At 46.8% G+C, this 13,097-nt stretch carries 15 protein-coding genes; 2 read left to right on the top strand and 13 right to left on the bottom strand.

Annotation, left to right across the window (positions count from 1 at the left end):
• Positions 1 to 117 precede the first annotated feature (117 nt).
• The 10 genes from BLW49_RS06705 to BLW49_RS06660 all read right to left on the bottom strand — a co-directional run bounded on the left by BLW49_RS06705 (position 118) and on the right by BLW49_RS06660 (position 9,053).
• Positions 118 to 1,452, bottom strand: coding sequence for a pyrimidine-nucleoside phosphorylase (locus BLW49_RS06705; protein ID WP_090723929.1), 1,335 nt, complete (start codon positions 1,450 to 1,452; stop codon positions 118 to 120).
• A 49-nt stretch (positions 1,453 to 1,501) separates the two neighbouring features.
• The gene (locus BLW49_RS06700; protein ID WP_256209644.1) at positions 1,502 to 2,359 is read right to left on the bottom strand and encodes a purine-nucleoside phosphorylase; all 858 of its coding nucleotides are present in this window, start codon (positions 2,357 to 2,359) and stop codon (positions 1,502 to 1,504) included.
• 24 nt (positions 2,360 to 2,383) lie between these two features.
• Positions 2,384 to 3,211, bottom strand: a complete 828-nt coding sequence (locus tag BLW49_RS06695) for a purine-nucleoside phosphorylase (protein ID WP_076313070.1) — start codon at positions 3,209 to 3,211, stop codon at positions 2,384 to 2,386.
• Between the two features lie 39 nt (positions 3,212 to 3,250).
• Positions 3,251 to 4,444, bottom strand: coding sequence for a phosphopentomutase (deoB, locus tag BLW49_RS06690; protein ID WP_090723927.1), 1,194 nt, complete (start codon positions 4,442 to 4,444; stop codon positions 3,251 to 3,253).
• Positions 4,445 to 4,499: 55 nt separating this feature from the next.
• Positions 4,500 to 5,393, bottom strand: a complete 894-nt coding sequence (gene xerD, locus BLW49_RS06685; RefSeq protein ID WP_076313072.1) for a site-specific tyrosine recombinase XerD — start codon at positions 5,391 to 5,393, stop codon at positions 4,500 to 4,502.
• Between the two features lie 54 nt (positions 5,394 to 5,447).
• Positions 5,448 to 5,690 carry a DUF4227 family protein gene (locus BLW49_RS06680; RefSeq protein ID WP_076313073.1) on the bottom strand — a complete coding sequence of 81 codons (243 nt, stop codon included), beginning with the start codon at positions 5,688 to 5,690 and terminating at the stop codon, positions 5,448 to 5,450.
• Between the two features lie 288 nt (positions 5,691 to 5,978).
• Positions 5,979 to 6,440, bottom strand: coding sequence for a ferric iron uptake transcriptional regulator (locus BLW49_RS06675; RefSeq protein ID WP_047911079.1), 462 nt, complete (start codon positions 6,438 to 6,440; stop codon positions 5,979 to 5,981).
• Between the two features lie 126 nt (positions 6,441 to 6,566).
• Complete coding sequence (spoIIM, locus tag BLW49_RS06670) at positions 6,567 to 7,184, bottom strand: stage II sporulation protein M (protein WP_076313074.1); 618 nt, start codon at positions 7,182 to 7,184, stop codon at positions 6,567 to 6,569.
• Positions 7,185 to 7,262: 78 nt separating this feature from the next.
• Positions 7,263 to 8,468 (bottom strand): endonuclease Q family protein, encoded by a 1,206-nt coding sequence (locus BLW49_RS06665; RefSeq protein WP_090723925.1) that lies wholly within the window; start codon positions 8,466 to 8,468, stop codon positions 7,263 to 7,265.
• Between the two features lie 3 nt (positions 8,469 to 8,471).
• Positions 8,472 to 9,053: an NUDIX domain-containing protein gene (locus BLW49_RS06660; protein ID WP_177178668.1), complete on the bottom strand. Its 582-nt coding sequence runs from the start codon at positions 9,051 to 9,053 to the stop codon at positions 8,472 to 8,474.
• A gap of 97 nt (positions 9,054 to 9,150) precedes the next feature.
• Between BLW49_RS06660 and BLW49_RS28490 the strand changes: the two genes are divergently transcribed.
• Entirely contained in the window at positions 9,151 to 9,318 is a 168-nt protein-coding gene (locus tag BLW49_RS28490) for a Z-ring formation inhibitor MciZ (protein ID WP_143042077.1), read from the top strand.
• A gap of 96 nt (positions 9,319 to 9,414) precedes the next feature.
• Here BLW49_RS28490 and BLW49_RS06655 read toward each other — a convergent pair whose 3' ends face one another.
• Complete coding sequence (locus BLW49_RS06655) at positions 9,415 to 10,542, bottom strand: M20/M25/M40 family metallo-hydrolase (RefSeq protein WP_090723923.1); 1,128 nt, start codon at positions 10,540 to 10,542, stop codon at positions 9,415 to 9,417.
• A gap of 139 nt (positions 10,543 to 10,681) precedes the next feature.
• Here BLW49_RS06655 and prli42 point away from each other — a divergent pair, with 139 nt between their 5' ends.
• Positions 10,682 to 10,783: a stressosome-associated protein Prli42 gene (gene prli42 / locus BLW49_RS06650; RefSeq protein ID WP_090723921.1), complete on the top strand. Its 102-nt coding sequence runs from the start codon at positions 10,682 to 10,684 to the stop codon at positions 10,781 to 10,783.
• Positions 10,784 to 10,897: 114 nt separating this feature from the next.
• On the opposite strand, the gene lipB is transcribed toward prli42, so the two are convergent.
• Both lipB and BLW49_RS06640 read right to left on the bottom strand, forming a co-directional pair.
• On the bottom strand, positions 10,898 to 11,596 hold the full coding sequence (gene lipB, locus BLW49_RS06645; protein WP_090723920.1) for a lipoyl(octanoyl) transferase LipB: 699 nt from the start codon (positions 11,594 to 11,596) through the stop codon (positions 10,898 to 10,900).
• 68 nt (positions 11,597 to 11,664) lie between these two features.
• Positions 11,665 to 13,035, bottom strand: coding sequence for a dihydrolipoamide acetyltransferase family protein (locus BLW49_RS06640; protein WP_090723918.1), 1,371 nt, complete (start codon positions 13,033 to 13,035; stop codon positions 11,665 to 11,667).
• Positions 13,036 to 13,097 lie beyond the last annotated feature (62 nt).

Here is a 13,097-nt window from a genome sequence, read left to right as displayed (position 1 = left end):
TGCTAGATATGAGGAATAGAAATATATCAAAAGAAATGAATGATCAACAGAATTAAAAAGAAGCTGAAGGACAATGATATTGCCCTTCAGCTTCTTTTTATTCGTTATACTTATAAATCATACAAAGCGCTGAACTCCATCCTTCGTCACCAAGGCATAGATCAACGGTTGTTCGGGCACTGGAGCTTCTGAGATCTTGTATGCCTGCTGAAGCTTCTGCTCTGCTTCCTGAAGCTTGCTGTCGCTTCCTTCATTCGCATGAAGCATCGCGATCACCTCTCCAGCCTTGACTGGATCGCCGACTTTTTTGACAAGGGTCACTCCAACCGCATGATCAATGACAGAATCGGTCGTTTCACGGCCAGCGCCGAGCAGCATGGCACTGATTCCAATGGCTTCAGCCTCAATCCCAGCCACATACCCATCCGTTGGAGCCTTCACTTCAATTGTGCGCTTAGCGGTCGGCAGAAGAGATAGATCCTCAATTTGACTTACATCTCCCTGTTGCGCTTTGACCATCTGCTTAAGCTTATCAAGCGCAAGCCCTTGAGATAGAATATCCCGCAATTTCTCGCGAGCTTCCTCAACAGTTTCTGCTTTGCCACCAAGAACCAGCATATGGGATGCCAGGAACAGGCTTACCTCTTCCAGATCCTCAGGTCCATTCCCTTGCAGCGTTTCTACTGCTTCTTTAATCTCCAAGGCATTACCGATGCCATGACCGAGCGGCTGATCCATATCACTGATGACAGCCACCGTTTCACGGCCCACATGGGTTCCGATATCCACCATCGCTTCAGCCAGCTTGATTGAATCATCAAGCGTCTTCATGAACGCACCGCTGCCAGTCTTGACGTCGAGTACAATCGCGTCTGCACCTGCTGCAATCTTCTTACTCATCACTGAACTGGCAATCAGCGGAATTGCATTAACCGTTGCCGTCACATCTCTTAATGCGTACAGCTTCTTGTCTGCTGGAGCCATGTTGCCGCTTTGTCCGATGACCGCGGCCCCCACCTCATTAACCTGCTTGAAGAACTGCTCTTGATCCAGTTCAATCTGAAATCCGGTTATCGATTCCAGCTTATCCAAAGTGCCGCCTGTATGACCTAGTCCACGTCCGGACATTTTAGCAACCGGAACACCAGCTGCAGCCACGAGAGGAGCAAGAACGATGGTCGTCTTGTCACCCACGCCACCCGTTGAATGCTTGTCTACCTTTATACCTGCAATCGGAGACAGGTCCACCTGATCACCGGATTTTGCCATGGCCATCGTTAAATCCCCGGTTTCCTTGGCAGTCATGCCCTGAAAAAAGACAGCCATTGCCCAAGCTGACATCTGATAGTCCGGAATGTCTCCACGGCTGTATCCTTGAATCAGATAGGAAATCTCCTCTGATGACAGCTCCTGTCCATCTCGCTTCTTCTGAATGATATCAACGGCTCTCATACGTCAGATCACACCTTTAGCTGCATTTATTTTTAACAATATCAGTGACTTACACGCGGCTCACAAATGCACGAATTAGTCCAATAAATTTCGGTTTGGTCCGGTTCGCTACAGCGACAACCTGCTCATGCGTCAGCGGCTCAAGCTCTTCACCAATCGCCATATCGGTAATGCAGGAGATACCCAGCACACGCAGTCCCGCATGACTTGCCGCGATGACTTCGCCTACAGTAGACATCCCGATCGCATCCCCGCCAAGCAGAGCAAACATCGTAGATTCTTTAGGCGTTGAGTACGTAGGTCCGCTAATTCCACAATAGACGCCTTCCTGAAGCTCAAGTACGGATCCATCTTCACCCTGTATATCTTTAGCCAGCTCCTTCGCCAGTATGCGATATTCAGGATCGTATGCTGCTGACATATCTGGAAAACGCACTCCCAATTTCGGGTCATTTGGTCCGATGAGCGGGTTAGCACCCGTCATATTGATATGATCAGAGATGAGCATGAGATCTCCTGCCTTGAAGGCACGGTTCATGCCGCCGGCTGCATTCGTTAATACGAGAGTCTGAATACCAAGTCTCTTCATGACATAAACGGGCATAACAACGGTACGCATGTCATATCCCTCATAGTAATGAAAACGCCCTTGCATGATAATAACATCCTTGCCTTCGAGCTGACCGATCACAAAGCGTCCTGCATGTCCTTCCACGGTAGATTTAGGAAAATGCGGTACTTCATCGTAAGGAATATATACGGCATCTTCGATTTGATCGCCCAAATCTCCAAGCCCTGAGCCCAGCACCAAACCGATTTTGGGAGAATATTTGCCCAGCTTGCTTGTTATGTATGCAGCGGCTTCCTCGATATTTCCAGCGTACATCGTCGTATTCACTTGGTTCATTGTCTATTTCCCCTCTTCGTAAATTTACATGTATGGGATCAGTGCCATCACTAATCCGAGGAACTTCCCTTTAACTTGTTCTGCTGTTTCCATAACCTCATCGTGCGAGAGAGGCTGATCCAGAATTCCAGCCGCCATGTTCGTAATACAGGAGATACCCAGCACTTCAATACCAGTATGACGGGCTACAATGACTTCTGCGACGGTTGACATCCCGACAGCATCAGCCCCAAGCTTTCGCAGCATCACAATTTCGGCTGGAGTTTCATAGTTGGGGCCGAGAAGACCTGCGTATACCCCTTCCTGAATGTTAAAGCCCTGTGCTTCAGCTGTCGTTTTAGCCAGGTTACGTAGTCTACCACTATAAGCTTCAGACATATCCGGGAAACGAACACCAAAAGCAGGCTCATTCGGTCCAACCAGCGGATTGCGGCCGGTCAAATTCAGATGATCAGAGATGATCATGAGATCCCCCGCATGATAATTGGTATTTACACCGCCTGCTGCATTCGTCACCAGCATTTTTTCAACGCCGATCTCCTTCATAACTCGAACCGGGAAGGCAGTCACCTCTGGACCGTAGCCTTCATACATGTGGAATCTTCCCTTCATCATGACGACGGGACGGCCCTGTATATTACCAATCAGCAGTTCTCCAACATGCCCTTCAACCGTAGAAACCGGAAAATGAGGTATATCTTCATACGGAATCGCTACCGCATCCTCAATAAGCTCTGCTAAAATACCAAGTCCGGAACCGAGGATCAGCCCGATTTCGGGCATCACACTTGTTTTTTCTTTAATATAAGCTGCTGCTTCTTGTACCATACTTTGGGTTAGAATTTTTACCATTTTGCTAAATAGCCCCTTTTGCTTGATTTTCCATTCTTCTTACTTCAATTGATTCAGGAAGCTCTCCCCATGAAGTGGGGCGGAAGCCCCGAAATTATCGGAGATCGTAGCACCCAGATCCGAATACGTCTCCCGTACTCCAATCGAATCCCCCGGCTGCTTAAGAGCAGGGCTGTAAATAAGAACGGGTACATACTCACGTGTATGATCTGTTCCCCGATGAATAGGGTCGTTTCCATGATCAGCCGAGATGATCAGTAGATCTTCTTCACTGATTCGCTCCATAATCTTAGGGAGCTCCTGATCGAACACTTCCAGTGCACCCGCATATCCTTCCGGATCTCGGCGATGTCCATATAATGAATCAAAATCGACTAAATTCGTGAACAAAAGACCATTGAAATCCCGTTCCAGCTGCTGAATCGTGACTTCAATGCCATGCTCATTGCTTTTCGTCGGATAGGCTTCGGTTACACCTTCACCATCAAAAATATCATTAATTTTGCCAACGGCAATGACATCATACCCTGCACTATGCAGCGCATTCATGACGGTAGGCTCTGGCGGCTTGACTGCATAATCATGTCTGTTAGAGGTACGTTTAAACGCGCCCGGAGCTCCGACATACGGACGTGCAATGACACGCCCCACCGAATGCTCAGGAGCCAGTGTCAGCTTGCGGGCAATCTTGCACGCTTTGTACAGTTCCTCAAGAGGGATGATATCTTCATGAGCGGCAATCTGGAACACACTATCCGCCGAAGTATATACGATCCAGGCCCCGGTTTTCATCTGCTCTTCTCCATATTCATCGAGCACTTCAGTTCCCGAAGCGGGCTTGTTGCAGATGACCTTCCGGCCAGTCTGCTTCTCAAACTCGGTAATCAAATCTTGAGGAAATCCATCAGGATATGTATTAAAAGGCGTGTCAATCTTAAGACCCATCAGCTCCCAATGGCCTGTCATCGTGTCTTTACCTGCCGATACCTCTTTCATCTTGCCATAATAAGCCTGAGGCTCGTCCACTGGACTAAGCGGAGGAATCTCGGCAATATTACCAAGCCCCAATTTCTGCATGTTGGGCAGCTTCACATGGGGAACCTTTTCCAATATATGTCCTAGTGTGTGCGCTCCTTCGTCCCCGAATTCGGGTGCATCCGGCAATGCTCCAATACCAACACTGTCAAGTACGATAAAGCATATGCGTTTGAATCTAGGTTTATCGTTTGTCATGATGTACGTAATACCCCTTTCTCTACTATCAATTCAATCTAATGCCCTGCATCGATTATGCTCTCGGGTGATAATGATCATATACGTCCTTCATATTTCGTTTCACCACATGGCTGTACATTTGGGTCGTTGAAATATCTGCATGCCCCATCATTTCCTGTACCGATCTTAGATCGGCCCCATTCTCCAGTAGATGAGCTGCGAAGGAATGTCTTAACGTATGCGGTGTAATTCTTCCTTCCGCAAGTCCAGCACCTTCAGCGTACTTCTTAATCATCTTCCAGATTCCCTGCCTGGTCAGTCTTGCTCCGTTCGTATTCACGAATAGTGCCTCTTCTTCTCCATTCGCCTTCAACAGCGCACTCCGGGCATGATTTACGTATTCCGCTGTCGCTTGGGCGGCGATCCCTGTTATAGGGATTACCCGCTCCTTGGCACTGTTGCTGCCAGTTCTCAAAAACTTCAGCTGTGGATTTAAATCCTTCACATTAAGCTGTACTAATTCAGAGACTTTAATCCCTGTGGCATACAGCAGTTCTAGCATGGCTTTGTCTCTTGCCCCAGGCGGCGTTGAAGAGTCAGGCAGCGACAGCAGTCTGTCCACTTCTGCAATGGAAAGAATCTTGGGAGGAGACTTCTCTAATTTGGGTGAGTCCAAATGATAGGTCGGATCTTTTTGAACAACGCCCTGATACATTAAATAATGGAAAAAAGATCGGATCGACACCACATTACGAGCAATTGTTGAAGCTGCCTTCTTCTGCTTCTTCAAATATCCCATGTATAGGACAATTTGGTTGCGGGTAACATCCTGAGCCTGTGTAATCTGTTCCTTATCCATATACCCAATAAATTGCTCTATATCACGTCTGTAGGATTCCAGTGTACTTAAGGAAGACCCCTTGTCCTCCTGTAAATAATTCATGTAAGGCTGCACATAATTCCTCATCGGCTTTATTACGCTCCCTTACTACAAATTTTCATTATGACTTAGATCATCACCTTATTCACCATACCAATAGAAGAAGCGCAGACGTTCAAGCATACTTGTCTTCTCCATAACAAGGCCTGTGCCTTCCTCATGATGAAACACTTTAAGTGCATTTCCCTCTGGAATTTTGTAGTGATCCACAGGTGTAATCCATCCAGAAAATAAATTGAACACATTATAGAACATGTATACAAGTGCAGCAAATACAATAAGAAATCGAACGAGTCGAAACATTCTGCGGAGTGAAAAAATCATGAATTATCCCGCCTTTCATTCACGTCTTGTCCTTTACTCACACGGATAGTCTTCCCAGCCTACACTCATGCTATGTCTAGGCTATGACCGATTCGCATGCTTTATGACGGCCGTGAAATTTCAAGGCAAACCAGGCTTGATATCACTCTATCTCCATCTTACCTAACGGCAAACTAAATGTATATCTTTAGAATAGAAGCTTCCCACATATTTATGAATAAGAACGCTAAAAAGCTCCCCCGAACAAAAGCCGGTGAGAGCTTGTCTGATTATCTGCTAGTCTTTATGTTATTGATTAGGCTTCTGGTCGTTCTTGTCTTTACAGCGGAAACATATCCCCTGAAAATCAAGCCTATGGTCGAGAACTGTAAAATTAAACTCACGTTCCAGGCGTTCTTCAAGCGGTCCCAGCCAATCTTCGCGTATCTCATCCATGCTGCCGCATTGAACGCATATCAAATGGTGATGATGATGCTTGTTCGTATCACCGCGCAAATCATAGCGTGCTACTCCGTCACCAAAGTTAATCTTCTCAACGACATGCAGCTCATTTAGCAGCTCAAGGGTTCGATATACGGTAGCAAGACCGATTTCGGGAGCTTTTTCCTTGACGAGCATAAACACGTCTTCTGCGCTCAAGTGATCTTCTTCATTTTCTAGCAAGACTCTTACCGTGGCTTCCCGCTGGGGCGTTAATTTATAGCCTTGGGATTGTAACTGCTGCTTTATTTTCTCGATTCGTGCTTCCATCTTCTCCCTCCCCCTAGGAAATCACTGCATCATGATCGAAAACTCACTTGTATTATTATAGGGTCTCATCTTTAATAAAGTCAACTATATCAAGCGATGAGAGAGAGGGCTGTTCAACTTGTCACATTATACGAACAGAGGTGCAACCCACTGCATAAGGAGAGGCGTTACCCAAGTCTCAAAAGATGAAATAGCAAGCATTAATCCGGCCATGGCAATCGTTAGCCCGATATAGCTGGTCAGCGGTCGCTTGACACCGCGGCTTCTGTTCATGAAGAAACGGCTCTTGATCATATGAAGCGAGAAGGTGATCGCTGCCACACTGCAAATAAGAATGACAGGTATGATGAACAGATTATGCGGTGCTACAGAGACCATGGCGAGAAGAAGGCCTTTCCAGGAATACTGACCCACCATGTAGCCGACAGTAAATCCGATAAGAACCCCTTTTAGAAAATCCAATATTAGTATACCCGGTAGTCCGATAACGGACAGACCCAGCACCCAGATCAGACCAACCCACTTTAAATGAAGCATCGCAATATCCATATATGTGCTGCCTGAACTATTTCCTTGATTCATCATCACAAAAAAGTTGTCCAGATACCCTGCCAGGTCTTGCTGCTGATCAAGGGTTAGCGCACCCACCATTAATGCACCAAAAATGACCCCGACTAAAAACAGAACGGCGACAAATACATAGAGCGGAGTTTGATCCCGGAAAGTATGCTTGAGAAATAACATGGTTAAGGTCGTCCCCTTTCTCATTACATACCTTACACTATGAAATTGTCCGTTACTCTATGACTCTAATAATCAAATCTACAGAGAGACTCTTCCATAGGTTCCTCCGCCGCCAGCGGATAGACCAAGCTCACCATTCCTTGCCCGAACGATAAGTCCGGCTAATTCGTTACCCACGATGCTTGCCAGATCCAGCTCGGATACACGGTGCAATATGGCCATCTCAGAACCAAAGGCCTCAATCAGCATTCGGAGCTTCACCTTTCCAAGACCAGGTATGAACTCCAGAGGCACCTGATAGTGATAGGGTGGTCTATGTTCAGACACTAGAGGGATTTCACGATCCGAGATCGACAGGACACGATCCAACACCCCGTGTATCAACTTCATGCTTCCGCAATAGGGGCATCGGTCTTCTGAGATTTGCTCTTCATCTAATATGCTGCTGCAGAGCGCACAGTAAGTTCTGTGATATTTGCCAAGGCGCGGATTAAGTCCGTAGTTTGCTTTAATTCTGCGTCCCGCTTGTGACTGAAGTGCCAGCTTGAATTCATCGAATGATGCTTCGGCCATAGCCAGTTCATTGTACTCTCTGCCAATCTTGGCAAGGGAGTGCGCATCCGAATTCGTCAGGAAAGGATATCGGTCCAGTTCACTAATATAACCAGCCATTTCAGTATCGCTGCTAAGTCCCAGCTCCACGGCAGAGATCAGGCTTAAATCAAGCACCTCTTCCATCCGAGGGGCCGTACTCCCGTAGATTCCTTTGTGTGGAGTGAAAATATGTGCAGGGACAAATAGGCCGCCGCGGGATATGATCTCTCGCTGTAATTCCAGTGCCGGTACGTACACACGCTGAGAGCTGAGATTCACATTTTTCATATAGCGGGAAAGATAGTCTGTGAAGGATTCCATATCCTTCAAGGTTCTGAAATAGGCGAGAAGATGGAACTCTTTCCGCCCCGGCTCTCTCACCTCCAGCTCAGTTCCCAGCAGGATAACTGTACCCTTATAACCAATTCCTCCGCCATTCATCTCTGTCATTTCACCTGAATCCAGCGCCTCTCTAATATCCCGCTGAACGACAGGAGAATGGGCATCAATAATACCAATTAAGTCGATCCCCTTGCGCTCAGCTGCCTCTTTGGCAATGCCCACAAAGGTCAGATCACGGCTTCCACTAATTTTCACTGCATCACCATAACGGGTTCTTCCGATATGAATATGAAGATCAGCGTAGAATGTAGACAGCGCAGGATCCGTCTTTATTACGTTCTGATTCATGAGTTATATCTTCCCTGTCAGCTGATATAAGTGCCATGCATATACCGCAATAATCGTCTTGGCATCACTGATGCGGCCTTCCCGGATCAGCTCATAGGCTTCATCCAATGTCACCTCGATCACTTCCAGGAATTCATCCTCATCCAGCTGCATACGGCCTGCCTCAAGATGATCTGCCATAAATAAATAGATGACCTCATCTGCAAAGCCTGGTGAAGTATAAAACGCCGGCAGCGGTTTGAGCTCCTGAGCATGATACCCTGTCTCTTCCCTCAGCTCTCTTCCAGCTGCTTCCATCGGGTCTTCTCCAGGATCAAGCTTGCCTGCCGGAATTTCAACCTGCGTCCTGCCAAGCGCTTGCCGGTACTGATCTACAACAAGCATCTTATCCCCCTTGAGCGCAAGTACAGCGACAGCCCCAGGATGCTTAATAATCTCACGTGTTCCGGTCTGTCCATTTGGCAGCTTTACGGTGTCTACCTGGAGTGAAATGATCTTGCCGTCAAAAATTTCTTTGCTTGAAATGGTTTCTTCTACCAGTGCGGGATTCGATGTCGGGTGTTTCAAGTACGGATTTGATTTCAAAATAAAGACCTCCTCTGGCGTTAAATCATGTGTATAGTTTAAAGGCGGTGGGCATACGGTGTAATAATAACCCTAATTTGAAGGAGTGGCCCACCTTATGAAGAGCTATAAAACAAATAATGGCTTGTTTATGATTGGACAAGCAGATCAAATAAAAAAGACACTTAATCATTGGATTATAGATTACGGACCTGAAACCCATCTCAAAGAGCTCATGAAGGGCAGACAAGACGTTCCCCCGCTTATACAAACGATTAAGAAGTGATCGGAGCTATCCCGAGAACCTGAGTTTTCTCGAATACTTTCAAAAAGGCCTGGAAGGAAATATTCCTATCCAGACCTGCATGAACAAAAAAATGGATTAACGTTTAGCTGCTTCCTGCACGATGGATACAACAACCTTCGCTGCATCAACAAGGCTGCTTACCTTAATTCGTTCGTTTGTCGTATGGATATCCTCATAGCCCAAAGCAAGATTGACGGTTGGAATTCCAAATCCATTGAAGATATTGGCATCGCTGCCGCCGCCGGATGGGAAGGTTTCCGGCTTCAACCCAGTGCTCTCGATTGCAGCAGCAGCGAGCTGTACTACCTCATCTTGTTCCGTCAGCTTAAATGCAGGATAAGCAATTTCGCTCTCAAATACGCCTGTTGCACCATACTCACGGCAGGTATTAAGCAAAGATTCGCGCATGTGCTCCACCTGCTGCTCTACTTTACTCTGCACAATGCTTCTCGCTTCGGCAGCAATCTCCGCATAATCGCACACAACGTTCAGCGGGCCGCCCCCCGAGAAGCTGCCAATATTAGCGGTTGTTTCATGATCGATACGCCCCAGCTTCATGGCCGCTATGGATTTAGCAGCGACTTGAATGGCGCTGATTCCATCCTCCGGATTAACGCCGGCGTGCGCGGATTTGCCCGTGATCTTCATTTTGATCTGAGCCCTAGCCGGTGCAGATACACATATACCGCCTACTTCTCCAGTGGAGTCCAGAGCAAAGCCCAGCTCCGCGTCAATTGCATCTCGCTCCATGCCTCTTGCTCCAATAAGACCCGATTCTTCTCCAACTGTAATGACGAATTGAATCTGTCCGTGAGGAATTTCATTTTCCTGAATGACGCGAATCGCTTCAAACAAGGCAGCAATTCCGGCCTTATCATCAGCGCCGAGAATGGTCGTTCCATCGCTGCGAATATAACCATCTTCGGATACGACAGGTTTAATGCCTACACCAGGAGCTACCGTGTCCATGTGACAGGTAAAAAATATGTTCGGTGCTGACTGCACGCCTTGTGCCTTCCATGTCACAATCAGATTACCGGCTCCATGTCCTGTACGCTCTTTAGATTGATCCTCTGCGACTTCAAGTCCCAGCTTACTAAATTTGTCTGTCAACACTTTGGCTATGTTTTGTTCATGTGTAGTAACACTGTCCACCTGGACAAGCTCAATAAATTCTTCCACAATCCGTTCCTGTTTAATCATGGTTAACTTCCCTTCTTCAATGACTTCCACAACAAGTGCAGATACGTTACAATAGACTTTATTATACGAATCAATTTCATAATAACAAAATATATGAAAACAGATTCACAACATTCAATTTATAAAGGAGCTTTAATGAATGCAGCAGAAAAAATGGTTCAAAATCATTGTCTATCTCATGCTCATTGCTATGATTGCATCTACTCTATTGATTGTTATTGAGCCTCTATTATATGGATAATCAATACCGAGTTGCTCATTAGAAAGCTTTCTTCTCGTACTCAGGGGAAGAGAGCTTTTTTATGCGAATTCATAAAGTACAGCGTACAGACCCGTCTTGCCTTCCATTATTCCATCATTTTGAAGCCATCACCGGCATCCAAGCCGGCTTGAATGAAAACAAGCTTGCAAAGATGGACACCAGCTCATTCGCTACATTCTCGACGGAGAACATCCGGCCTGTGCAATCCTCGAGCGAAGTGACACCGTACTCTTCAATTCCGCAAGGAATAATACCCGAGAATCCCTCATGCTGAATCCCTGACTTGATATTAAATGCAAAACCATGACTTGTAATAAAGCCTCTGGTCCGTCTACTGCGATTGAATTTAACGCCGATTGCACATATTTTCTGGTTGTCCACCCATACTCCTGTATACTGCTCCTTACGTTCTGCTTCAATTCCAAATCGGCTTAAATACTGAATGATGACTTCTTCAAGCAGCCGCAGATAACCATGCAAGTCAACAGCCTCTTCTCGACCGAGTCGAAGTATGGGGTAACCTACCAGTTGTCCGGGTCCATGATATGTAATATCGCCGCCGCGATCGATTTGAAAAAGAGTAATGCCTCTGTCTGCAAGCTCCTCCGGGCTGTATAACAAGTGCTCTGGGTGACGCTGTGTTCCGATCGTATAAGTCGGTGGATGCTGCAAGAGCAGCAGATGTTCCTGCTGCTCCTCTTCATCCAGCTCTTTAACGAGCTTTTTCTGCAAATTCCAAGCCTCTTCGTAATCCATCAATTCTGTGTAGCTCACAACAAGCGGTCTGCTCATGCGCATATACACCCTTTCGAGAAAAATTACGTTCCGGGATTGCTGCTGCAAAAGTCTATAATTACAAATTAATAAAGCTTTGTTTCGAGCGAATAGCCCTCTAAATTTTCTTTGACCCGCTGCAGGAAACGACCGGATATGACTCCGTCCAGAATTCGATGATCCAGCGATAAACAGAGATTGGCCATCGAACGTACCGCAATCATGTCATTAATGACCACAGGCCGCTTCACAATGGATTCGAAGGTCAGAATGGCTGCCTGCGGATAATTGATAATCGGATAGGACAGAATCGATCCGAAGGATCCTGTATTATTGACCGTAAAGGTTCCTCCCTGCATATCATCCAGCTTCAATGTACCTTCTCTCGTTCTTCTCGCCAAATCGTCAATTTCGTGAGCGAGTCCTGCAATATTTTTCGTATCTGCACGCTGAATGACCGGTGTCATGACGGAATCTTCCGTTCCTACCGCCAGAGCTATATTGATGTCTCGCTTCACAATAATCTTATCCACTGCCCATACCGAGTTCATAATCGGATAATCCTTGATTGCGTTAACGACTGCTTTGAGCAAAAATGACAGGTATGTCAGGTTAATGCCTTCACTGCGCTTGAACTCGTCCTTCAGTTTGTTGCGAAGAGTTACCAGGTTGGTCACATCCACCTCAATCATCGTCCAGGCATGCGGAATCTCAGAGACGCTCTGACGCATATTCCGGGCGATCGCGTTGCGTACAGGTGTAACATCAATATACTGCTCAGCTCTGCCTTGAGGGAAGCCTTCCATCTCGATTTTCGGAATCTTAGGTGTCTCGGACAAATGGATCCCTGAATGACGAACAGGCATAGCCTGCTCAGCCGCATACCCGGTTGCATCGGCAGCTGAACGCATATCCTCTTGCTGGGTGGACCCTCGATCCACATGATTTGAGATCACCGCCTGCTGATTCCGATGCGCACCTTCTTGAATATAGCGCAATACATCCTTGCGAGTAATTCTGCCATTCATTCCTGTTCCAGGCACATCCTTCAGATCCAGACCGTGCTCTGCTGCAAGGCTCTGTACTGCAGGGGAGTATCGGCCGCGCATCGAACCGTCTGCATCTTGAGGTTCGGATTCCGATGCTGCAGTACTGCTGCTCTCATGGGTTGAGGAATCTGCGACGATTCCTGTTCCTGCCGCCGCGTGAACCTCCATACGGCAGATCAGCTCACCCACAGCCACCGTTCTTCCTTCCTCAGCTGCAATTTCGCCCATAATTCCTTCGACGGTTGAAGGAATTTCTGCATTAACCTTATCTGTAATGACTTCGCAGATCGGTTCATATTGCTCCACAGGATCGCCTGGCTTCTTCAGCCATTTTGCAATGGTCGCTGACACTAATGATTCAGCCAGCTGAGGCATTACGATTTCAATCCATTTTTTTTGTCCTGCCATATTGTTTCACTCCAATCAAGTCACTTTACCTTAAATGGCCTCCTCATCGAAACACCGAGAGT

The organism is Paenibacillus sp. PDC88 (assembly GCF_900106725.1).
Lineage (GTDB): Bacteria > Bacillota > Bacilli > Paenibacillales > Paenibacillaceae > Paenibacillus > Paenibacillus shunpengii.
This window is presented reverse-complemented; position numbering and strand designations above follow the sequence as displayed.

Bases quoted from the DNA above. Each gene is read 5' to 3' on its own strand.
- lipB (WP_090723920.1), bottom strand. From the start codon at position 11,596: ATGAGCAGACCGCTTGTTGTGAGCTACACAGAATTGATGGATTACGAA.
- deoB (WP_090723927.1), bottom strand. From the start codon at position 4,444: ATGACAAACGATAAACCTAGATTCAAACGCATATGCTTTATCGTACTT.
- BLW49_RS06655 (WP_090723923.1), bottom strand. From the start codon at position 10,542: ATGATTAAACAGGAACGGATTGTGGAAGAATTTATTGAGCTTGTCCAG.
- BLW49_RS06675 (WP_047911079.1), bottom strand. From the start codon at position 6,440: ATGGAAGCACGAATCGAGAAAATAAAGCAGCAGTTACAATCCCAAGGC.
- prli42 (WP_090723921.1), top strand. From the start codon at position 10,682: ATGCAGCAGAAAAAATGGTTCAAAATCATTGTCTATCTCATGCTCATT.
- BLW49_RS06695 (WP_076313070.1), bottom strand. From the start codon at position 3,211: ATGGTAAAAATTCTAACCCAAAGTATGGTACAAGAAGCAGCAGCTTAT.
- BLW49_RS06640 (WP_090723918.1), bottom strand. From the start codon at position 13,035: ATGGCAGGACAAAAAAAATGGATTGAAATCGTAATGCCTCAGCTGGCT.
- BLW49_RS06680 (WP_076313073.1), bottom strand. From the start codon at position 5,690: ATGATTTTTTCACTCCGCAGAATGTTTCGACTCGTTCGATTTCTTATT.
- xerD (WP_076313072.1), bottom strand. From the start codon at position 5,393: ATGAGGAATTATGTGCAGCCTTACATGAATTATTTACAGGAGGACAAG.
- BLW49_RS06665 (WP_090723925.1), bottom strand. From the start codon at position 8,468: ATGAATCAGAACGTAATAAAGACGGATCCTGCGCTGTCTACATTCTAC.
- BLW49_RS06700 (WP_256209644.1), bottom strand. From the start codon at position 2,359: ATGAACCAAGTGAATACGACGATGTACGCTGGAAATATCGAGGAAGCC.
- BLW49_RS06705 (WP_090723929.1), bottom strand. From the start codon at position 1,452: ATGAGAGCCGTTGATATCATTCAGAAGAAGCGAGATGGACAGGAGCTG.
- spoIIM (WP_076313074.1), bottom strand. From the start codon at position 7,184: ATGTTATTTCTCAAGCATACTTTCCGGGATCAAACTCCGCTCTATGTA.
- BLW49_RS28490 (WP_143042077.1), top strand. From the start codon at position 9,151: ATGAAGAGCTATAAAACAAATAATGGCTTGTTTATGATTGGACAAGCA.